The organism is Streptomyces sp. BK022, from assembly GCF_004217355.1.
GTDB lineage: Bacteria > Actinomycetota > Actinomycetes > Streptomycetales > Streptomycetaceae > Streptomyces > Streptomyces griseoluteus.
The window spans coordinates 428,464-449,315 of the sequence record NZ_SHKU01000002.1 but is presented as its reverse complement, the minus strand read 5'-3'; the positions used below and the strand labels follow the sequence as shown (position 1 = coordinate 449,315).

Here is a 20,852-nt window from a genome sequence, read left to right as displayed (position 1 = left end):
GCCGCCGCCGGGCCGCGTACCCTGTCCCCCAACCCAGCAGCCACTCTCTGAAGCGAGCCTCCGGCCATGCCCACAACACCTGATATGTCGATGGACATGACAACCGTCGGTGACAGCGGTCTGCTGGACACCCTCCAGCACGAGGTGGCGGTGTTCGCGCGCCGCGCCGAACAGACGCGGCTCGGCGGGGTCGGGCAGGTGCGCAACTCCATGGACCGCGCCGCCTATCTGCTGCTCAACCGCCTCGACAACGAGGGCCCGATGGGCGTCAAGGCGCTCGCCGCGAGCATGGGCATCGACTCCTCCACGGTGACCCGGCAGGTGGCCCCGCTGGTGGACGCGGGCCTGGTCAAGCGCACCTCGCACCCCGAGGACGGGCGCGCGGTGGTGCTCCAGCTGTCCCCGCGCGGGGCCACGCGGCTGGCGGAAGTACGGGCTTCCAGACGCCAGTTGATGGCCGAGCTGACCGGGGAGTGGACACCGGCCGAGCGCGAGAGCTTCTGCGATCTGCTCAGCCGGTTCAACACCGCGCTGTCCGCGCGCATGGCCGTCCAGCCGCAGCCGCCCGCCGCCTCCTGAAGGCGGCCCCGACGCGGCTCTTGACCCCCGGGCCGCCTCGGGCCTCATATGAGACCGGGCCCCGCGTGCCGGGGTCCCGGAGGTTCTTCTCGCGCCGCAGGGTGCGCTGGGGGGAGGCGGGGTGCGCGATCGGCGGGACGTGCGGGACGCCCGCAGGGCACAGGAGTTCGGAGGGTTCGTCGCGGGCGCGGCGGGCCGGCTGCTGCACACGGCCACGCTGCTCACCGCCGAGGCGCCCGACGCCAACCCGCGGGCGCGGCGCCTGCTGACCCGGGCGCTCGCCCACACCTACGCCCACTGGGACCACCCGCCCGGCGACGACCCCTACGACCGCGCCCGCGGGCATCTGGCGACCCACTTCGCGCACGGGGTCTGGCACCGCTCCCGCCCGCACGGCCCGCTCGCCGCGCTGAGTCCGCGCGAACGGCTGGTCCTGGTGCTGCGCCTCTACGAGGGGCTGGCCGACGAGCAGACCGCGGCCCTGCTGGGCCTGCCCGCCGACCGGGTCCGCGCGCTCTGCGACCGGGCGACGGCCACAGTGCTGCATCCGCCGCCCGGAGCCGTCCCGCGCGCGGGCGGCCCGCTCCTGAGACGGCTCCAGCCGTGATCCGGCCGGAGCGGGAGGCCGCGGTGCGGCGGCTGATGGAGGCGGTGCCGGTGGGCGTGCCGCCGGAGCTGCCCGGCGAGGCGGTGCGCCGGGGCGCCCGGCTGCTACGGCTGCGGCGCACCGGGCGGCGGCTGCTGTGGCTGGTGCTGTGCGCGGCGGCGGCCGCCTTCCTCACCTGGGCCGCGCTGACCAGGCCGTGGGCGGAGCCGCCGTCGCTGACGACCCCGCCCGTGTCCGGCTGGCAGGCCGGGATGCCGCTTACTTGTCGAGCGCCTGCTTGAGGTCCTCGACCAGGTCGTCCGCGTTCTCGATGCCGACGGAGAGACGGACCAGGTCGGAGGGGACCTCCAGCAGCGAACCGGCGACGGAGGCGTGCGTCATCCGGCCGGGGTGCTCGATGAGGGACTCCACGCCGCCCAGGGACTCGCCGAGGGTGAAGATCTGGGTGCGGTCGCACACCGAGACGGCCGCCTCCTCGCCGTCGGTGACCCGGAAGGAGATCATGCCGCCGAACGCCCGCATCTGCTTGGCGGCGACCTCGTGGCCGGGGTGCTCGGGCAGGCCCGGGTAGAGCACGCTGCTGACGCGCGGGTGCCGGGACAGCATGTCGGCGACCTTGGTGGCGTTCTCGCTGTGCCGGTCCATGCGTACCGCGAGGGTCTTGGTGCCGCGCAGCACCAGCCAGGAGTCGAAGGGGCCGGCGACGGCGCCCATCGAGTTCTGGTGGAAGCCGATCTCCTCGCCCAGTCCCTCGTCGGCGACGATCAGCGCACCGCCGACCACGTCGGAGTGGCCGCCCATGTACTTGGTCAGCGAGTGCACGACGACGTCCGCGCCGAGCGCCAGCGGCTGCTGGAGGTAGGGGGTGGCGAAGGTGTTGTCCACGACCAGCTTCGCCCCGCCCGCGTGCGCGACCTGGGCCACGGCGGCGATGTCGGTGATGCCGAGCAGCGGGTTGGAGGGGGTCTCCACCCAGACGGCCTTGGTGCGCGGGGTCATCGCGGCCCGCACGGCGGACGGGTCGCTGGTGTCGGCCACGGACCACTCCACGCCCCAGCGGGAGGCGACCTTGGCGAAGAGCCGGAAGGTGCCGCCGTAGGCGTCGTTGGGGATGACCACGTGGTCGCCGGGGCTGAGCAGCGTACGCAGCAGGGTGTCCTCGGCGGCGAGGCCGGAGGCGAACGCGAAACCGCGGCGGCCGCCCTCCAGCGCCGCGAGGTTCTCCTCCAGCGCCGTCCTGGTCGGGTTGGCGCTGCGGCTGTACTCGTAGCCGCCGCGCAGTCCGCCCACGCCGTCCTGCTTGTAGGTCGAGACCTGGTAGATGGGCGGGACGACCGCGCCGGTGAGGGGATCGGCGGTGTTGCCCGCGTGGATCGCCAGAGTCTCGAAGTGCTCGCTGATGTGCCTGTCGCTCATGTGCACCGAGCGTAATGCGCTCGCGGGGGTGATGGCGGACGCCGGGCTCGGAGCGGGGGGCCGGCGGAGTTTTCCACAGGCGCGGGGCAGGGGTTGGCCAAGTGTCGGCGGGATCTGGTTCGCTTGACGCATGGCGACTCTCTGGCTGCTCCTGGCGCTGGCCCTGCTGGCCTTCGCGCTGCTCCCGCTCATCCGGCGCGGGCGCGGCGGGATCGAGCGCGTGCATCCGGGCCATCCGGACGCCGCCGACCCCGAGCGGTACGGCTTCCTGCGCCAGGAGGAGCTGGACGTGCGCATGCCGGGCCCGGACCAGGACCTGCTGGACGTGCTGGACCTGGTCGGCCGCACCGGTGACTACCGCGCCGCCTCCCAGCTCCTCGCGGGCACGGAGGCGGAGGGCGAGCGGCGCTGGCAGCGGGTTCAGGCGTTCGCCGGGGCGGCCTCGCTGGAGCTGCGCGAGCGGCCGGGCGGGGTGCACGAGACACCGGGCGGCCAGTGGCTGCGGGTGTGGCGGGCCGAGCAGCCGAAGGACCCGGGCGGCGCCGCGGTGCACGCCGAGTTCCTGGCGCAGCAGGCGTGGCGGACGTCGGTGCCGGGCACGGACGACTTCCGGATCATCATGGAGGAGGCGCGCGACGCGTGTGAGCGGGCCGCGCTCGCCGCCCCCGGCGACCCGGTGCCGCACCTCGTGATGCTGTCCGTGGCGCGCGGCCTCGGATGGTCCCGGCCGGAGTTCGACGAGCTGTGGGGGAAGATCCTCGGCCTCGCCCCGCACCACATGGGCGCCCATCTGGCCGCGCTGCACTACACCTGCGAGAAGTGGCACGGCTCGCGCGAGGAGGCGTACGCCTTCGCCGAGGCCGCCGCCGCCCGCGCGCCCGAGGGGTCGCTGCTGGCCGCGCTGCCGTTGTTCGCGGTCTTCGAGCATCTGCCGGAGGTGAACCTGGTCGCGGGGTTCCACCGCAGCGAGGTCGTGGTCCGGGCGATACACGGCGCGCTGCACGCGGTGCACTCCGCCCGGCCGGACGACCCCATGCTGGCGCACGTACGGCATCTGCTGGTGTTCTTCCTGGTGCGGGCCGAGCGCTGGGCCGAGGCCATGGACCAGCTGGTGCACGTGGACGGTCATGTCGGCGCCCTGCCGTGGAGCCTCTCCGAGGACCCGGCCGAGGCGTTCGCGGTCTACCGGGCCCTGGCGGTCGCGGGCTACGAGGCCAACGGCGGCAACCCGGCGACCCTGCCGGGCTGACGTCCTGACACCGGCCACCCGGCCGCCCTGGGACCAGGTATTGCCCCGCTGACCTGCGGTGGGGCATACTCCGCATGCCCTGGGCCTTGCCCCTGCTTCGCCCGGCCCCGAGACCCCCACACTCGGGCGGCGGCACCGTACGGCGGTGTGCGCCTCGTCCGTCTTGCTGTTCGTCTTGCTCCGGCTCGCCCGGTTTCCTGTGGGGGGATCCTTTCCGATGGGCGCAACCCTGCGCGCGCTGCGTGCCCTCGTCCTGCTGTCCGGCTTCTATCTGATCAGCCTCGTTCTGCTGGCGGCGCTGGCCGGTGCCGACGTCGCCCTGTACCACTGGGGGCTGCACGGCATCGGGGCCGTCAAGATCGTCATCGTCACGGTGCTGCTCGCCGTCCCCGTCGTACGCGGCACGTTCATGCTGCGCGTCCCGGCGGCCGAGGACCCCGCCGCCGTCGAGGTCGGCGAGGCCGACGAGCCGCGGCTGTGGGCGCTGGTGCGCGAGGTGGCCGCCGCGAGCGGCACCCACGCCCCGGTCCGCATCCTGCTCACCCCCGAGGTGAACGCCTCCGTGCGCGAGGACGCCAAGCTGCTCGGCCTGCGGCCCGGACCGCGCACCCTCACCCTCGGCGTGCCGCTGCTGACCGGGCTGAGCGAGGCCGAGTTGCGCGCCGTCCTCGGCCACGAGTTCGGGCACTTCACCGCCGGCGACACCCGGCTCTCCGCGATCGTGGTGCGCGGCCGGGCGCGGATCGGCCGCGTCGTCGAGGAGTTGCACGCCACCGCCGACGGCAAGGTGGCCGAGGAGCGGGAGCGCCAGGAGCGGACCGCCGCCAAGCGGATCGCCAAGGGCAAGAAGGCCCGCGAGGTGGACACCCGGCACACCGGCGCGCTGTACCGGGGGATGGCGCGGCTCTACACCTGGTACGCCGGGGTCTGCCTGCGGGCCTCGCTGAGCACCGCGCGCGGGCAGGAGTTCGCCGCCGACCTGGCCGCCGCCCGGATCGCCGGACGCGACGCCACCGCCTCCGCGCTGCGCGAGATCCCGGTCCTCTCGGCGGCCCACGGCTTCTACCTCGACTCCTACGCCACCCTCGGCCTGCCGGCCCGGACGCTGCCGCCGCGCGGTCAGTTCTTCGGCGGCTTCGGCGCGTTGCTGACGGCCCGCGCGGGTGAGCTGGTGAAGCTGCGCACCGGGCTGCCCGAGGAGCCGGAGTCCCGGTACGACTCCCATCCGCCGATGGCCGAGCGGGTGCGCCGTGTCGAGGCGCTGCCCGCCGACGGACGCGGCGCCGAGGGCGACGCACCGGCGCTGGCCCTGCTCACCGACCCCGAGCACACCCAGACCGCGCTGGAGGAAGCCGTCCTGACCGCCGAGGCGCTCGGCTTCCGGCGCGCCGCCGACTGGCCGGAACTGCTGAACGCCGCCATGACGGAGGGCGTCACCACCGCGCGGACCCCGCTGCACCGCGCGCTGACCGCGTACAGCGGGCGCCCCGCGACCCTGGCGGACATGCTCGACACCATCGACGAGGGCCGGCTGTGGCGGGTGGCGGAGCGGCTGCCGCTGTCCGAGGAGGCGGCCGCGGCGAAGGGGCGGGCGTTCCGCCAGTTCGTGCGGCCCGCGCTGGGCGACTCGCTGCGCACGATGGTGCTGGCCGAGTTCAGCGCGCGTTCGCTGCTGAGCTGGGAGTTCTCCTGGTCCCGCGCGGCGGTTCCGCGGCTGCCCGGCGCGTCCGGCGGCGCCGGGACGGCCCCCGAGGACGCGCTGAAGGCGGCCTTGGACGCGGCCCTGGCCGACGTGCCCGACACCGCCCCGCTGCGCGCCCTCCTCCCGCCGACGGCCGTCCAGCCCGCCTGAGCCGCCCGAACACCCCCGACCCGAACGGACCCCGCCCGCACATGACCGTCCTGCTCTGGATACTGGCCGCCCTCGCGCTCCCCTTCGTGCTCTTCGCGGCCTGGATGGCCAAGGTGTTCCTGAAGGAGTTCTTCTCCGGCAACGCCGAGGCCGCTCTGGAGGCCGAGGAGGCCGCCGCGACCGCCGCCGGGAAGGCCGCCGCCTCGGCCGCGCTCGGCCTGCTGCCCCCCGAGCGGCAGAACACCGACTGGGCGGGCGCGCCGGCCCCGGAGGCGACGGCCGCCCTCGCCGCGGTCCGGGGCGGCGACTGGCGCCCCGCGGCCGACCTGATGGCGGCCGTCGGCCGGGACTGGGAGCGCCGGTCGCTGCTCACCTTCCGGCTGGCCGACACGGCGGCCGACGACGACACCTGGCTGCTGGCCTGGGAGGCCGAGCGCCCCGAGGACCCGGACGCGGCCGTGGTCCGGGCCCGCAGCGCGGTGATCCTGGCCTGGCGGGTGCGGGGCGGACAGCGGGCGCAGTACACCACCCGTGAGCAGTTCGAAGGGTTCCACCGCACACTGCTTCAGGCCCGTGAGGAGGTCGCGCGGGCGGCGGCGCTGAACCCGGACGACCCGACGCCGTACGTCGCGGAGATCTGGCTGGCCCTCGGCCTCGGTTACCCGAACGCCAGGATGGACGACCTGTGGACCGAGATCACGGCCCGCGCCCCGCACCACTACGAGGCGCACTTCTCGGCCCTGCAGTACTGGTGCGCCAAGTGGCGCGGCTCCGAGCGGCTGGCCACCGAGTTCGCGGAGCGGGCCGCCGCCGGGGCGCCCGCCGGGAGCCTGCTGACGGCGCTGCCGCTGATCGCGCACTTCGAGCACGACGACTCCGACGACACCGCCGCCGACAACACCCCGGAGATGGTGGCGCGGGTCGAGGCGGCCCTGAAGGACGCGGCCGCCGCGGACCCGGGGCACCCGCGCCTGCCGGAACTGCGCCACCTGCTCGCCTACTACCTGCACCTCCAGGGCCGCAACGAGGCGGCCGTGGAGCACTTCCGGCTGGTCGACGGCCATGTGGACGCACTGCCGTGGCGGTACCGGAACGACAAGGCGGAGTACTTCTGCCGGGTCCGCGACACCGCCGTACTGGAGGCCGGCGCGGCGGCCCGAACCGGAATGTCCGGGGCGGCCGAGTCGTTGTAGCCAGTGCCCGTCCGCACCGAGACCGACCAGGGAGACCCCATGCTGTTCGGCCGCACACCGCAGCTCCCCACCCCCGAGCAGGCGCTCGCGGGGCGGGACGTGCCCGCCTTCGAGGTCCCCGCCCGGCACACCGTGCTCGGCAACCCGCTTTCCGGCCCCTACCCCGAGGGGTTCGAGGTCGCCGACTTCGGGCTGGGCTGCTTCTGGGGCGCGGAGCGCAAGTTCTGGGAGCTCCCGGCGGGGATCTACACCACGCTCGTGGGCTACCAGGGCGGCTACACCGAGAACCCGACCTACGAGGAGACGTGCTCGGGCCTGACCGGCCACACCGAGGCGGTCCGCGTGGTCTACGACCCGAAGGTCATCTCCTACGAGCAGCTGCTCAAGACCTTCTGGGAGTCCCACGACCCCACCCAGGGCTTCCGCCAGGGCAACGACGTGGGCACCCAGTACCGCTCCGCGATCTACACCCACACCCCCGAGCAGGCGGCCGCCGCCGAGGCGTCCCGCGCCGCGTACCAGAAGGTGCTCACCGGCTCCGGGCACGGCACGATCACCACGGAGATCCTCCCCGCCGAGGGCCGGCCCTTCTACCCGGCCGAGGCCTACCACCAGCAGTACCTGGACAAGAACCCCGCCGGGTACTGCGGGATCGGCGGCACGGGCGTCTCCTGCCCGATCGGCGTCGCCCCCGCCCAGGGCTGATCACACAGGCCCCCGGGGCTGATCACACAGGAAGGGCCGCCCGGCACCGGCCGGGCGGCCCTTTTCCATGCCCCGGGACGTCAGATCGTCGCCGTGTCGATCACGAAGCGGTACCGCACGTCGCTGGCGGTCACCCGCTCGTAGGCGTCGTTGATCTCGCCCGCCCCGATCAGCTCGATCTCGGCGCCCACTCCGTGCTCGGCGCAGAAGTCGAGCATCTCCTGGGTCTCGGGGATGCCGCCGATGTTGGAGGTGGTGAGGTTGCGGCGGTTGCCGAAGATGGACTGGAGGGTGACCTGGACCGGCTCCTCCGGGAGGCCGACGTTGACCATGGCGCCGTCCAGGCGCAGCAGGGACATGTAGGCCGCGAAGTCCAGCGGGGCCGAGACGGTGTTCAGGATGACGTCGAAGGTGCCGGCCAGCTTCTCGAAGGTCTCCGGGTCGCTGGTGGCGTAGTAGTGGTCGGCGCCGAGCCGCAGGCCGTCGTCCTTCTTGCGCAGGGACTGCGAGAGGACGGTGACCTCGGCCCCCATCGCGTGGGCCAGCTTCACGCCGACGTGGCCGAGTCCGCCGAAGCCCACCACGGCGACCTTCTTGCCGGGACCGACACCCCAGTGCTTGAGCGGGGAGTACGTGGTGATGCCCGCGCACAGCAGCGGCGCGGCCACGTCCAGGCCCAGCGCGTCGGGGACGCGGACGACGAAGCCCTCGTCGACGACGATCTGCTCGGAGTAGCCGCCGTAGGTGGGCTCGCCGTCCTTGCCGACGGCGTTGTACGTCCAGACGGTGCCGGTGCCGGTGCAGTACTGCTCCAGGCCGGCCTTGCAGTTGTCGCACTCGCGGCAGGAGTCGACCATGCAGCCGACGCCCACCCGGTCGCCCACCGAGAACTTGGTGACCTCGGGACCGACCTCGGTGACCACACCGGCGATCTCGTGGCCGGGCACCATCGGGAAGATGCCCTCGCTCCAGCCGTCGCGGGCCTGGTGGATGTCGGAGTGGCAGATCCCCGCGAACTTGATGTCGATCAGGACGTCGTGGTCGCCGACCGGCCGCCGCTCGATCGTGGTCCGCTCCAGGGGTGCCTTGGGGGCGGGGGCGGCGTACGCAGCAACAGTGGTCATGCCGGGTTCTCCTCAACTTCGCCGTGGCCCGGACACGGTCTCGACCGGGCACTCCCCCAGCGTGCCCCCATCTTCCGTTCCCACCCAGGTCACGGCTTTGCGTACGACCGCTGTTCCTACCACTGGCGGGGTCAGGCTCCGGGGCGTACGTCCCGTCGCCGCCCTCGATACTGGGGGCATGGACGAACAGCCCGAGGCGGCCGTGGGCCGCCCGCTGGACCGGCGGGCCGAGCTGAGCGAGTTCCTGCGCAGCCGCCGGGCCCGGCTCAAGCCGGAGGACGTGGGCCTGCCCGTCTTCGGCCGGCGCCGCCGGGTGCCGGGGCTGCGCCGGGAGGAGCTGGCGCAGCTGGCCGGGGTGTCGGTGGCGTACTACACGCGGCTGGAGCAGGGCAACGGGCGGAACGTGTCGGCGGAGGTGCTGGACTCCATCGCCCGCGCCCTGCGCCTGACCGACGCCGAGCACGCGCACCTGACCCACCTGGCCAAGCCCGCCCCGCACAAGAAGCGCCCGTCGGCCCGCCGCCCCCAGGTGCGCACCGCGCTCCAGCACCTGCTGGCCTCGATGGACGCGGTCCCGGCGTACATCACGGGGCGGCGCACGGAGATCCTGGCCTGGAACCGGATGGCGACCGCGCTGTTCGGCGACTGGGGCGGGCTCGCGCCCGAGGACCGCACCTGGGCCCGGCTGGTGTTCCTCTGCCCGGAGTACCGCGAGCTGTTCGTCGACTGGGAGCAGAAGGCGATCGACATCGTCTGCGGGCTGCGCATGGACGCCGGACGCTTCCCCGACGACGCCCGGCTGGCCGCGCTGGTCGGCGAACTCTCCGTCAAGAGCGAGGAGTTCGGCCGTCTGTGGGCCACGCACGACGTGAAGGAGCAGTTCTACGGCGTGAAGCGGCTGCGGCATCCGCTGGTCGGTGAACTCGCCCTCGGCTTCGAGGGGTTGCGGGTGACCGGCGACGCGGACCTCAACCTGATCGTCTACCACGCCGAACCGGACTCCGCCTCGGCCGAGTCGCTTCGCCTGCTGGCCAGCTGGGGCGCGGCGGCGGTGCCGACCCTCTGAGACGAAAGTGCCGCCCCTCACGAAGAGGGGCGGCACTTTGCGCTCAGGGGTCTCGCCGCGGGATCAGACGGCCGAACCGGCCTTCCACTGCGCCCAGTCCATGTTCCAGCCGTTGAGGCCGTTGTCCGGGGCGACGGTCTTGTCACCGGTGTTCTTGATGACCACCACGTCACCGACGAGGGAGTGGTTGAACACCCAGGCGGCCGGGGTGTTCGGGTCCTTGGCGCCCTTGGTGTCGGAGAGGCCCACACAGCCGTGGCTGGTGTTCTCGCTGCCGAAGATGGACTTCGCGCCCCAGTAGTTGCCGTGCAGGAAGGTGCCGGAGCCGGTGAGGCGGATGGCGTGCGGCACGTCCTTGATGTCGTACTCGCCCTTGCCGTCGTCGTCCGTGAAGCCGACGGTCGCGCCGTTCATCCGGGTCTGCTCGAACTTCTCGGACATGACCATGGTGCCGGCGTAGGTCTTGTTCTCCGGGGAACCGGCGGAGATCGGGATCTGCTTGACGACCTTGCCGTCCTGCGTGACCTTCATCTGCTTGGTCTTGGCGTCGACGTAGGAGACCTGGTTGCGGCCGACGTGGAAGGTGACCGTCTTCTGCTGGACGCCGTAGACGCCGTCGGCGCCCTCGACACCGTCGAGCGCCAGCTTCAGCGTGACGGTGGAGTTCTCCTTCCAGTACGTCTCGGGGCGGAAGTCGATCCGGTTGGCGTTGAACCAGTGACCGACGACCTCCTGACCGCTGGAGGAGGAGACGGTGATCCCCTTCTGCACGGCGGCCTTGTCGGTGATCGCCTTGTCGAAGTTGATCGACACGGGCATGCCCACCCCGACGGTGCTGCCGTTGTCCGGGGTGAAGTTGCCTATGAAGCTGTTGGACGGGGAGACCGTGGTGAAGGACGCGTTCTCGTGGGCCACGCGGCCGTCGGAGTCCTTGGCCTCGGCGGCGAGCTTGTAGGTGGTCGACCGCTCCAGCTGGGTGGTCGGCTTCCAGCTCAGCTTGTCGGCGGAGAGCGTGCCCTCGACCGGCTTGCCGTCCGCGGTGGTCATGCTCACGCCGGTCAGGGTGCCCTTGGCGACCTTGACCGCGGCCGAGTTGTTGATGGAGGCGTTGTTGGAGCCGTCCTTCGGCGTGATCGTGATCTGCGCCTCGGAGGACTTCTGCGCCGCCGCCTCGTCGGCCTTCGCCTGCGAGCTCTCACCGCCGTCGGACGCGCTGGCGTCACCGCCGCCGGAACAGCCCGTGAGCACGAGCACACCACCGAGCAGTGCGGACGCGACCGTCAGGCCCTTGCGCCGCTTACTGTCCGTCATCACACGTTTCTCCATCGTTGCCGAATCCGCCAGAACCCCGAGAATCCCCGTTGAACTCTCTCAACGCCACGGCCGCGCCTCCCCGTTCCCCGGACAGGGGTTCTGTGGGGAACACCACGTCCCGTCCTCGGGACGGGCGGTGCGCGGTCCTCCGTGCGCCACTTGTGAGACGAGAAAACCCGGACGGCGGTTGCCGTCCGGGTCATCCGTGCCCCGAATCCCGCGGCCGAAGCCGCCGGGTCGCCTACCGCTCGTTCCGGCCGTCCGCGTCGTCGGCCGGTTCGTCGTCGTCCTCATCATCCTCGCCGAGGTCCCAATCAGGCGAGTCCGCGTCGTACTCGGAGTGCTCGCTGGACCAGGACGCCTGCGCGAGCTCCACGCCGGGCACCTCGCTGACCAGGTCGAACGGGTCGACGAGATAGGCCAGCGCCTCGGCGGTGTCTTCCGTCACAGCACCCTCGGCGTGCGCCCGCTCCGCGTCGGGGAGCTCCGGATCGGTGGCGATGCGGCGCAGCGCGGCCTTGGTCAGCTCGTCGTCGTCGAGCACCTCGAGGACCAGCTCCACTCGAAGGCGTACAAATCGTGATGTCTCTTCAGCGTCCATGGGGCGAGCCTAGAACTGAAACCTGTCGTGACTTTCCTGTGACCCGCGATTTTCACTAACATCGCTCCGCACGGCCAATTCGCCAGCGTCACAAGGGGATCGATATTCCGTGGCATCCGCTCGCCGTCCGTTGCTGACCGCCACCGCCGCGGGCACGCTGCTGTGCGCCCTGTGGTTCGTCCCGTCCGCCAACGCCTCGCAGGACGGCCCCTCCACGGGCGCCACCGCCGCCGGTACGGCGGTCTCCGGGTCGGCGGACTCCCAGAACCCGGACTCGGGGATCACCGAGCAGGTCACCACGGTGTCCGGCCTGGCCGGCCAGACCGCCTCCGACCCGACCCGGCTGGCGGACACGGGAAGCTTCGACACCACGCCGTACGTGGTCTCCGGCACCCTGTTCCTCGCCGTGGGCGCGGGCTTCGTGGTGTATTCGGTGCGCCGGGAACGGCTGGAGTTCTAGAACCGGAATCCCGAAGGGGCCCCACCCGTAGGTGAGGCCCCCGGCGGCGGCTAGCGCAGCGGTCCGGTGACCGTCTCGGCGGCCGCCACCAGCCCGCCCCCGCGCACGAAGGCGTCGGCGGCGGCCAGGTCGGGCGCCAGGAACCGGTCCGGGCCCGGACCGCCCACCCCGGCGGCCCGCGCGGCCTCGATCACCGCACGCGAGGCGGGCGCGGGCTCCAGCCCCTCCCGCAGCTCGACGGCGCGGGCGGCGGCGTACAGCTCGACCGCGATGACCCGGGTCAGGTTGTCCACGGCGGTACGCAGCTTGCGCGCGGCCGACCAGCCCATGGAGACGTGGTCCTCCTGCATCGCGGAGGACGGGATGGAGTCCGCGGACGCCGGTACGGCGAGTCGCTTCAGCTCGCTGACCAGCGCGGCCTGCGTGTACTGGGCGATCATCAGGCCGGAGTCCACGCCCGCGTCGTCCGCGAGGAACGGCGGCAGGCCGTGGCTGCGGTTCTTGTCCAGCAGCCGGTCGGTACGGCGCTCGGCGATGGAGCCGAGGTCGGCGGCGGCGATGGCGAGGAAGTCCAGGACGTAGGCGACCGGCGCCCCGTGGAAGTTGCCGTTGGACTCGACCCTGCCGTCGGGCAGCACCACCGGGTTGTCGACGGCGGCGGCCAGCTCGCGCTCGGCGACCAGGCGGGCGTGCGCCAGGGTGTCGCGGCCGGCCCCGGCGACCTGCGGGGCGCAGCGCACCGAGTAGGCGTCCTGGACGCGGGGCGCGTCGTCCTGGTGGTGCCCGGTGAGCTGGGAGCCCTTGAGCACCGCCAGCATGTTGGCGGCGGAGGCGGCCTGGCCGGGGTGCGGGCGGATGGCGTGCAGCTCGGGCGCGAGGACCTTGTCCGTGCCGAGCAGCCCCTCCAGGCTGAGGGCGGCGGTGATGTCGGCCGAGGTGTAGAGGGAGCCGAGGTCGGCGAGGGCCATGATCAGCATGCCGAGCATGCCGTCGGTGCCGTTGAGGAGGGCCAGGCCCTCCTTCTCGCGCAGCTCGACCGGCTCGATGCCGTGCTCGCGCAGCAGCTCACCGGCCGGGCGTACGACCCCGTCGGGGCCCTCGGCGTCACCCTCGCCCATCAGGGCCAGCGCGCAGTGCGAGAGCGGGGCGAGGTCGCCGGAGCAGCCGAGGGAGCCGTATTCGTGCACGACCGGGGTGATTCCGGCGTTGAGCACGTCCGCCATGGTCTGCGCGACCTCGGGGCGTACGCCGGTGTGCCCGGAGCAGACCGTCTTCAGGCGCAGGAACATCAGCGCCCGGACGACCTCGCGCTCGACGCGCGGGCCCATGCCGGCGGCGTGCGAGCGGACGATGTTGCGCTGGAGCTGCGCCCGCAGCTCGGGGCTGATGTGCCGGGTCGCCAGCGCGCCGAAGCCGGTGGAGACGCCGTAGACCGGCTCGGGTTTGGCGGCCAGCGCGTCCACGATCTCGCGGGCCGCGGCCAGCGCGGCCACGGCCTCCTCCGACAGTTCCACGCGGGCCCCGGCGCGCGCGACGGCGAGGACGTCGTGCGCGGTGACACCGGTGGTCCCCACCACCACAGAGTGCATATCCATATTCAGGAGCGTACGCATTGAATGCGGCGGTGTCACTAGTGGATTGGGTCAGCGCCCCTTACCGATCCCTGGCGCGGCGGCCCCGGAAGCGGCGGCGCTCGTTCTTCGCGGGCGGCGGTGTCTCGTCCGCCAGCCGTACGACCGGGTCGTCCGGGCCCTCCCGGCCGGCCACCACGGGCAGCCCGGCGCGCTCGGCCTTGGCGCGGTACTGCGCGGCGTCGGCCAGGCGGAACAGCCGCCGGGCGTCGTGCACGGGGCCGATGTCGTGCCCGGTGGACGCGACCCCGCAGGCCACCCCCTCGCCCAGCTCCAGCGCGCCCGCCCGGCGGCACAGCTCCACGGCCGCGCCGACCACGTCCTCGGCCGACGGCCCGAGCGCCAGCAGACAGAACTCGTCCCCGCCGAGCCGTGCCGCGAGCGCGCCCGGCAGCATCGCGCCGCACAGCGACAGCACCGACCCGAACCGCTCCAGCAGCCGGTCCCCGACCTCGTGCCCCTGGGTGTCGTTGACCTTCTTCAGCCCGTTCAGGTCGCAGACCACGAGGCTGACCACCGCCCCGTCCGCCCGGTGCCGCTCCACCGCCTCCTCCAGCCGCACGTCGACCGCGCGGCGGTTGGCCAGGCCGGTGAGGGCGTCGGTGAAGGCGAGGCGGCGGGCCTCCTCCAGCCGCTCGGTCTGCGCGAGCCCGGCCGCGACGACCGCCGCCAGCACGGTCGCGAAGTCGGCGTCGCCCCGGTCGAAGACCGGTGTCCCCGTCGCGCGGGCCACGTACAGCTCGCCCCAGGCCCGGCCGTGCAGCACCACGGGCGCGACCACGCAGCAGCCCCTCCCCCGGCGGCGCAGGGCGGCGACCCGCTGGTGGATGTAGCCGGGGGTGCCGGCGGCCGGGCCCCGCGCGGTCTCCACCCAGGCGTTGGGGCCACCGCCCCCGGCCCAGCGCTCGTGCAGGAACTCGGTGATCTCCGGGAACTGATGGACCGGGTACGCCTCCGCCTCCGGGAACTCCTCCTCGTCCTCGGCACGCTTGCCCACGTTCACCAGCACCCTCAGGCGGCCGCGCTCGCGCTCCCACACCGAGAGCGCGGCGAAGTTCCCGGCCAGCGCCCGGCAGGCACCGAGCGCCGCCGCCCGCCAGGACTCCGGCGCGGTGTGCGCGGCCGCCATCCCCTGCGCCAGCCCCACCACGGCAGCGAGCCGATCATCCTCACCCATCACCCCAGGTTAGGGACGAATGGGCACATCAGGGGCATCGGCGCGGGCGATCAGGTGGTCACCGCACGCTCACTCGCCGGGCCACTCGGGGGCGCGCTTCTCGTTGAAGGCGGCGACTCCCTCGGCGCGGTCCCCGGAGAAGGCCGTCGCCCGCCAGGCCGCGTCCTCGACCTCCAGACCGGCCCGCAGGTCCAGGCCCTGGCCCAGCCGGAGGGCCCGCTTGGCCGACCGCAGGCCCACCGGGGAGTTCTGGGCGATCCTCGCGGCCAGCGCGAGCGCCTCCTCGCGGTCGCGGCCCGCCTCGGTGAGCTGGTCGACCAGGCCGAGGCCGGCCGCCTCCGGAGCCGGAAGCCGGCGCGCGGTGAAGATCAGCTCGGCCGCGCGGGCCGCGCCGACGCGCCTCGGCAGCAACTGCGTACCGCCCCCGCCGGGGATCACGCCCACGGACACCTCGGGCAGCCCGACCACGGCCGTCTCGTCCGCCACGATCAGGTCGCAGGCCAGCGCCAGTTCGAAGCCGCCGCCCAGCGCGAAGCCGTGCACCGCCGCGATGGCCGGCACCGGCAGCTCCAGCACACCGGTGTACGCCGCGCGCGCGACCGGGCGCTGCCGGACGAGGTCCGCGTCGGTGAACGAGTTCCGCTCCTTCAGGTCCGCGCCGACGCAGAACGCGCGTTCGCTGGAGGACGTCAGTACGACCACGCGGGCGTCCTGGTCCGCACCCAGTGCCGCGCAGGCCGCCGCGAGCGAACGGGCCATCTCCGTCGACACGGCGTTCATGGCCTTCGGCCGGTCCAGCACCAGCTCGGCCACGTGCCCGTGCCTCCGCACCAGCACGAACTCCCCGTACCGCTCCTCGCCCATGACGCCCTCCGGTTAACGCGGGTTAACTGACTGTGCCGCCGATCATCCCAGCAGACCCGCTCCCCGGAAAAGCCCCGGCCCCACCCGTTCGGGTGACCCCCCTCCCGACTCCGCCCCCACCACCCACACGAGCGCCTAACGTCCCCCACGGCTGACGCCCCCAGCACACACCGGGAAGGAGCGGAGCCCATGCCACGCAGAGTCCAGCCCCCGCCCCCCTTCCCCGCGGAATCGGTTCCCCTGAGTTCGGCGGCCCGCATCCCGACCGACCCGACGAAGCACCCGGGGGTGTCCTTCCGGGTGCGGACGGGGGTCGGGCAACCACGGACGGGCGAGGCCGGGCGGGGCGAGGGGGACGGCCTGCCACCGGCGCCGGGTGCGGGCACGAAGGGCGCCGGGGCCGGCGAGCGCGCGCGCGCGGGCCGGAGGGAGCCCGCTCCCGCCGCGGACCGGCCGGAGAGGGGCGCGGTTCCGGCCGCTTCCCCAGCGGAAATGCCCCTGCCCCCGGCCTCTCGGACCCGGCGTGCCCTGGCCGCCCTGCGCCACGGCAGGCATCGGCGCGGGCGGGCCCGGGTCGTGCTGCTGCTCGGGGTGGCGGTCGCCCTCGCCGTGGCCGTACTGAGTCTCGTGCGGGTCGCTCCCGATTCCGGGCCCGGCACCGCCGAGGCCGAACCACGGCATCCGGTCAGGCTCGGTGCCGAGCCCTCGGCCGGGGTCTCTGCCACCGTCGTCGCCGTACCGCCGGCGTCGAAGGCCGCCCCGCTCTCCGCCCCACGGCCCACGCGGTCCACGCGGCCCGCGCCCGGCGGCGCGGACGGCACTCCCGCCGGCCCCCGTGCCGAAGCGAGCGCTCCGCCCGCCGCGCCGCCCGGCGAGACCCCGCCAGCTGTCGTGCCGAGGACCTCCACCGCTCCCGAAGCCCCCGCCGCGACCCCGCCGGCGCCCGCGCCGTCGTTCACACCGGCACCGACGACACCGGCCCCCGCGGCGAGCGCCTCAGCGCCCACGCCGGACGGCAAGGGCCTGTGCGTGCCCGTACTCGGTGTGTGTCTGGAACTGCGGTAGGAGCAGCCCTCAGCCCGTCTCGCCGCGCCGCGCGAGCAGCCACGGCTCGACCATGCCCAGGCCACGCACCGAGCGCTGCCACATGGGCTGGAGGGCGAAGCGGTAGTCGGGAGGGGTCTCGCCCTCCTTCTCGGCCGTCGCCGCGGCCTCGGCCGCCTCGGCCTCCGAGGCGGGGGCGACGCCCGTGCGGACGAGCTCCTCCGCGAAGGCGCTGTCGACGAGGACGGCGTCGCGGGGAGCGATCGAGGTCAGCCGGGAGGCGAGGTTCACGGTCGTGCCGAAGACGTCGCCCATGCGCGTGGTGACCGTGCCGAAGGCCATGCCGACCCGCAGCTCGGGCATCGTCTCGTCGTGGGAGAGCGTCTCGACCAGGCGGAGGGCGATGTCCGCGGCGGTGGCCGCGTCGTCGGCGACGTAGAGGACCTCGTCGCCCAGGGTCTTGATGAGCCGGCCTCCGCGCGCGGCCACCAGGTCGGCCGCGGTGGTCTCGAACGCCTCGACCAGTTCGCCGAGTTCCTCCTCCTCCATCCGCCGGGTGAGCCGGGTGAAGCCGACGAGGTCGGCGAAGGCGACGGCGAGCCGCCGGTCGACCATCTCCGCGTCGTCCACGTTCTGCACCACCCGCCCCGCGGACGCGGCGAGCTGGCGGCGCCAGACGTAGACGAGGAACTCCTCCAGCTCGGGCAGGAGCAGCTCGATGATCGGGTACGTGACCTCGGTGCGGGTCATGCCCGGCTCGGGGGGCTCGGTCAGCCCCTCCAGGAAGGAATCGATCTGCCATTCGGCCAACCGGGCGGTGGTCTGCCCGGTGGAGCGCGCCACCTGCACCGCCATGGCCTCGCTGAGCAGCCCCGCCTCGACCAAACCGGCCAGCCGCCGCAGGGCGAGTACGTCGGCCTCGGTGAGCGCCTTCGCCTGGCCTATGTCGGCGAAGCCCATCGCCCGCCAGAAGCGGGACGCCAGCTCCATGGAGACACCGGCGCTGCGGGCGGCCTGGAAGGGGGTGTAGCGGCGCTCGGCGCCGAGGATGAGCTGTTCGAGGCGGAGGGCGAGCGGGTCGTCGCCGGGGTCGGGGGCATCGGGGTCCACCCGGCCCTCCGCGCCCGCGCCGGAGCCCGTGTCGTCGACGCTCACGCCTGCTGCCCTTCCGATCTGCCGCGGTCAGGTCCGACCGGCCTCAACTCTACGGCAGGTGTGCGCCAGCTCACTCCGCCGGGACCGCCCACCCGGACGCACCCTTCACCCCCCGGAAGCACCGCCCGGCGCGCACCGCGCACGGCGGGGGCGCGGCCCGGTGTCCCCACGCCCCTCTGCCCGCTTTCCGGGGCCGGGAACGCCCGACCCGCCGCCGGACACCGCCCGCTACGCCGGGCGCAGATGCACGATGTCCCCCGCTCCCACGGCCTCCCGACCGCCCTCCGCCGTGGCGATGACCAGGCGTCCGTCGCCGTCGAGAGCCACCGCCTCGCCCACCAGCGCCCGGTCCCCGGGCAGCTCCGCCCGGACCTGGCGGCCGAGGGTCGCGCAGCCGGCCGCGTAGGTCTCCTGGAGGGTGCTGGTGACGGGGTCGCCGCCGGCCGAGCGCCAGCGGCCGTACCAGGTCTCCAGGGAGCGCAGCACCGAGCGGAGCAGGGTGTCGCGGTCGGTGGACACCGCGTCGGCCAGCGCCAGCGAGCCCGCCTGCGGGACGGGGAGTTCGTCGGCGCGCAGGGAGACGTTGAGGCCGACGCCGACCACCACGCCGTCCTCGCCGGCCCGCTCGGCCAGGATGCCGCCCGCCTTGCGCTCCTCGCCGCCGACGGTGACCAGCAGGTCGTTCGGCCACTTCAGGGCCGTGTCGACCCCGGCCGCGCGGGACAGGCCGGTGGCCACGGCGACGCCGGTCAGCAGCGGCAGCCAGCCCCAGCGCTCCAGGGGGACCTCGGCGGGGCGCAGCAGGACGGAGAAGAAGAGGCCCGAGCGCGGCGGCGCCGTCCAGCGCCGGTCCAGCCGCCCGCGTCCGGCCGTCTGCTCCTCCGCGACCAGCACCGCGCCCTCGGCCGCCGCACCGGAGCCCGCGCGGGCGACGAGGTCGGAGTTGGTGGAGCCGGTGCGCTGGACGACGTCGACCGAGGTCCACAGTCCGCCCTCGTGGAGGAGCCCGCGGCGCAGCGCGGTCACGTTGAGCGGCGGACGGTCCAGGTCGGACCAGCGGCTGGGACCTGAGGCATTGTGCGGCGTCATGCAAGTAACCCTAGGTGTGGGAAAGACCGCACTCCTGAGAGGTGGGGCCCGCACTACGCTACGGATGAGTAATCGTCCCCCCTTTTGAGCAGGCAGGGAGCCGCATCCCGATGTCCGAGCCGGAAGAGCGTCACGACACCGACATCCACACGACCGCCGGGAAGCTCGCGGATCTCCAGCGGCGCATCCACGAGGCGACGCACGCCGGCTCGGAACGCGCGGTGGAGAAGCAGCACGCCAAGGGCAAACTGACGGCCCGTGAACGCATCGAACTCCTCCTGGACGAGGATTCGTTCGTCGAGCTGGACGAATTCGCCCGCCACCGGTCCACCAACTTCGGCCTGGAGTCGAACCGCCCGTACGGCGACGGTGTCGTCACCGGGTACGGCACGGTGGACGGCCGCCCCGTGGCCGTGTTCTCCCAGGACTTCACCGTCTTCGGCGGCGCCCTCGGCGAGGTGTACGGCCAGAAGATCGTCAAGGTCATGGACTTCGCGCTGAAGACCGGCTGCCCGGTCATCGGCATCAACGACTCCGGTGGCGCCCGCATCCAGGAGGGCGTCGCCTCGCTGGGCGCGTACGGCGAGATCTTCCGCCGCAACACCCACGCCTCCGGAGTGATCCCGCAGATCAGCCTGGTCGTCGGCCCGTGCGCGGGCGGCGCGGTCTACTCCCCGGCGATCACCGACTTCACGGTGATGGTCGACCAGACCTCGCACATGTTCATCACCGGCCCCGACGTGATCAAGACGGTGACCGGTGAGGACGTCGGCTTCGAGGAGCTGGGCGGCGCCCGCACCCACAACACCAACTCCGGCGTGGCCCACCACATGGCGGGCGACGAGAAGGACGCGATCGAGTACGTCAAGCAGTTGCTGTCGTACCTGCCGTCCAACAACCTCAGCGAGGCCCCGGTCTACGCGGAGGAGGCGGACCTCGGCCTGAGCGACGAGGACCGCGAGCTGGACACCCTCGTACCGGACAGCGCGAACCAGCCGTACGACATGCACACCGTGCTCGAACACGTGCTGGACGACGGGGAGTTCTTCGAGACGCAGGCTCTGTTCGCGCCGAACATCCTCACCGGCTTCGGCCGGGTCGAGGGGCACCCGGTGGGTCTGGTCGCCAACCAGCCGATGCAGTTCGCGGGATGCCTGGACATCAAGGCGTCCGAGAAGGCCGCCCGGTTCGTGCGGACCTGCGACGCGTTCAACATCCCGGTGCTGACCTTCGTGGACGTGCCCGGCTTCCTGCCCGGCGTGGACCAGGAGCTGGACGGCATCATCCGGCGCGGCGCCAAGCTGATCTACGCCTACGCCGAGGCCACCGTCCCGCTGATCACCGTCATCACCCGCAAGGCGTTCGGCGGCGCGTACGACGTGATGGGCTCCAAGCACCTGGGCGCCGACCTCAACCTGGCCTGGCCGACCGCGCAGATCGCGGTGATGGGCGCGCAGGGCGCGGTCAACATCCTGCACCGCCGCACCATCGCCGAGGCGGAGACCGCCGGCACGGGCGAGGAGACGCGGGCGCGGCTGGTCCAGGAGTACGAGGACGCGCTGCTCAACCCGTACGTGGCGGCCGAGCGCGGCTACGTGGACGCGGTGATCATGCCGTCGGACACCCGCGGGCACATCGTCCGGGGGCTGCGTCAGCTCCGTACCAAGCGGGAATCCCTCCCTCCGAAGAAGCACGGCAACATCCCCCTGTAGGACAGCGCCGACGG

20 protein-coding genes are annotated in these 20,852 nt (G+C 73.3%); 11 read left to right on the top strand and 9 right to left on the bottom strand.

The window, feature by feature from the left end:
* The first annotated feature begins 84 nt into the window (after positions 1–84).
* The 3 genes from EV284_RS08155 to EV284_RS32950 all read left to right on the top strand — a co-directional run bounded on the left by EV284_RS08155 (position 85) and on the right by EV284_RS32950 (position 1,467).
* Entirely contained in the window at positions 85–579 is a 495-nt protein-coding gene (locus EV284_RS08155; protein WP_207229003.1) for a MarR family transcriptional regulator, read from the top strand.
* Positions 580–700: 121 nt separating this feature from the next.
* Positions 701–1,186, top strand: a complete 486-nt coding sequence (locus EV284_RS32955; protein WP_207228968.1) for a sigma factor-like helix-turn-helix DNA-binding protein — start codon at positions 701–703, stop codon at positions 1,184–1,186.
* Positions 1,183–1,467 carry a hypothetical protein gene (locus EV284_RS32950; protein WP_130331808.1) on the top strand — a complete coding sequence of 95 codons (285 nt, stop codon included), beginning with the start codon at positions 1,183–1,185 and terminating at the stop codon, positions 1,465–1,467. Before EV284_RS32955 ends, EV284_RS32950 begins: the two co-directional genes overlap by 4 nt.
* On the opposite strand, the gene EV284_RS08140 is transcribed toward EV284_RS32950, so the two are convergent.
* Positions 1,445–2,602 (bottom strand): cystathionine gamma-synthase, encoded by a 1,158-nt coding sequence (locus tag EV284_RS08140; RefSeq protein ID WP_130331806.1) that lies wholly within the window; start codon positions 2,600–2,602, stop codon positions 1,445–1,447. The genes EV284_RS32950 and EV284_RS08140 overlap by 23 nt on opposite strands.
* 130 nt (positions 2,603–2,732) lie before the next feature.
* Here EV284_RS08140 and EV284_RS08135 point away from each other — a divergent pair, with 130 nt between their 5' ends.
* The 4 genes from EV284_RS08135 to msrA all read left to right on the top strand — a co-directional run bounded on the left by EV284_RS08135 (position 2,733) and on the right by msrA (position 7,601).
* Positions 2,733–3,851 (top strand): hypothetical protein, encoded by a 1,119-nt coding sequence (locus EV284_RS08135; protein WP_130331804.1) that lies wholly within the window; start codon positions 2,733–2,735, stop codon positions 3,849–3,851.
* Positions 3,852–4,068: 217 nt separating this feature from the next.
* Positions 4,069–5,703, top strand: coding sequence for a M48 family metallopeptidase (locus EV284_RS08130; protein ID WP_130331802.1), 1,635 nt, complete (start codon positions 4,069–4,071; stop codon positions 5,701–5,703).
* 41 nt (positions 5,704–5,744) lie between these two features.
* On the top strand, positions 5,745–6,896 hold the full coding sequence (locus tag EV284_RS08125; RefSeq protein ID WP_130331800.1) for a hypothetical protein: 1,152 nt from the start codon (positions 5,745–5,747) through the stop codon (positions 6,894–6,896).
* Between the two features lie 39 nt (positions 6,897–6,935).
* Complete coding sequence (msrA, locus tag EV284_RS08120; protein WP_130331798.1) at positions 6,936–7,601, top strand: peptide-methionine (S)-S-oxide reductase MsrA; 666 nt, start codon at positions 6,936–6,938, stop codon at positions 7,599–7,601.
* Between the two features lie 80 nt (positions 7,602–7,681).
* Here the strand turns inward: msrA and EV284_RS08115 are convergent, their stop codons facing one another.
* Positions 7,682–8,725 (bottom strand): NAD(P)-dependent alcohol dehydrogenase, encoded by a 1,044-nt coding sequence (locus EV284_RS08115; RefSeq protein ID WP_130331796.1) that lies wholly within the window; start codon positions 8,723–8,725, stop codon positions 7,682–7,684.
* A 178-nt stretch (positions 8,726–8,903) separates the two neighbouring features.
* On the opposite strand from EV284_RS08115, the gene EV284_RS08110 reads away from it, so the two are divergent.
* A complete protein-coding gene (locus EV284_RS08110) occupies positions 8,904–9,791 on the top strand; it encodes a helix-turn-helix transcriptional regulator (protein ID WP_130331794.1) in 888 nt (295 codons plus the stop codon).
* Positions 9,792–9,854: 63 nt separating this feature from the next.
* Here the strand turns inward: EV284_RS08110 and EV284_RS08105 are convergent, their stop codons facing one another.
* Both EV284_RS08105 and EV284_RS08100 read right to left on the bottom strand, forming a co-directional pair.
* Positions 9,855–11,117, bottom strand: coding sequence for an Ig-like domain-containing protein (locus EV284_RS08105; RefSeq protein ID WP_207228967.1), 1,263 nt, complete (start codon positions 11,115–11,117; stop codon positions 9,855–9,857).
* A gap of 229 nt (positions 11,118–11,346) precedes the next feature.
* Complete coding sequence (locus tag EV284_RS08100; protein ID WP_130331791.1) at positions 11,347–11,706, bottom strand: hypothetical protein; 360 nt, start codon at positions 11,704–11,706, stop codon at positions 11,347–11,349.
* A gap of 109 nt (positions 11,707–11,815) precedes the next feature.
* Here EV284_RS08100 and EV284_RS08095 point away from each other — a divergent pair, with 109 nt between their 5' ends.
* Positions 11,816–12,166 carry a hypothetical protein gene (locus EV284_RS08095; RefSeq protein ID WP_130331789.1) on the top strand — a complete coding sequence of 117 codons (351 nt, stop codon included), beginning with the start codon at positions 11,816–11,818 and terminating at the stop codon, positions 12,164–12,166.
* A gap of 50 nt (positions 12,167–12,216) precedes the next feature.
* On the opposite strand, the gene hutH is transcribed toward EV284_RS08095, so the two are convergent.
* From hutH to EV284_RS08080, 3 genes are all read right to left on the bottom strand, one after another.
* Positions 12,217–13,755, bottom strand: a complete 1,539-nt coding sequence (hutH, locus tag EV284_RS08090; RefSeq protein ID WP_130332952.1) for a histidine ammonia-lyase — start codon at positions 13,753–13,755, stop codon at positions 12,217–12,219.
* A gap of 64 nt (positions 13,756–13,819) precedes the next feature.
* Positions 13,820–14,974, bottom strand: a complete 1,155-nt coding sequence (locus EV284_RS08085; RefSeq protein WP_130331787.1) for a GGDEF domain-containing protein — start codon at positions 14,972–14,974, stop codon at positions 13,820–13,822.
* Between the two features lie 69 nt (positions 14,975–15,043).
* Complete coding sequence (locus EV284_RS08080; protein ID WP_130331785.1) at positions 15,044–15,838, bottom strand: enoyl-CoA hydratase-related protein; 795 nt, start codon at positions 15,836–15,838, stop codon at positions 15,044–15,046.
* 492 nt (positions 15,839–16,330) lie between these two features.
* On the opposite strand from EV284_RS08080, the gene EV284_RS08075 reads away from it, so the two are divergent.
* Positions 16,331–16,903, top strand: coding sequence for a hypothetical protein (locus tag EV284_RS08075; RefSeq protein ID WP_130331783.1), 573 nt, complete (start codon positions 16,331–16,333; stop codon positions 16,901–16,903).
* 9 nt (positions 16,904–16,912) lie between these two features.
* Here the strand turns inward: EV284_RS08075 and EV284_RS08070 are convergent, their stop codons facing one another.
* Complete coding sequence (locus EV284_RS08070) at positions 16,913–18,037, bottom strand: adenylate/guanylate cyclase domain-containing protein (protein WP_130331781.1); 1,125 nt, start codon at positions 18,035–18,037, stop codon at positions 16,913–16,915.
* A gap of 228 nt (positions 18,038–18,265) precedes the next feature.
* The gene (locus EV284_RS08065) at positions 18,266–19,126 is read right to left on the bottom strand and encodes a biotin--[acetyl-CoA-carboxylase] ligase (RefSeq protein ID WP_130331779.1); all 861 of its coding nucleotides are present in this window, start codon (positions 19,124–19,126) and stop codon (positions 18,266–18,268) included.
* A 110-nt stretch (positions 19,127–19,236) separates the two neighbouring features.
* Here EV284_RS08065 and EV284_RS08060 point away from each other — a divergent pair, with 110 nt between their 5' ends.
* Positions 19,237–20,838 (top strand): acyl-CoA carboxylase subunit beta, encoded by a 1,602-nt coding sequence (locus tag EV284_RS08060; RefSeq protein WP_130331777.1) that lies wholly within the window; start codon positions 19,237–19,239, stop codon positions 20,836–20,838.
* The last annotated feature ends 14 nt before the right edge of the window (positions 20,839–20,852 follow it).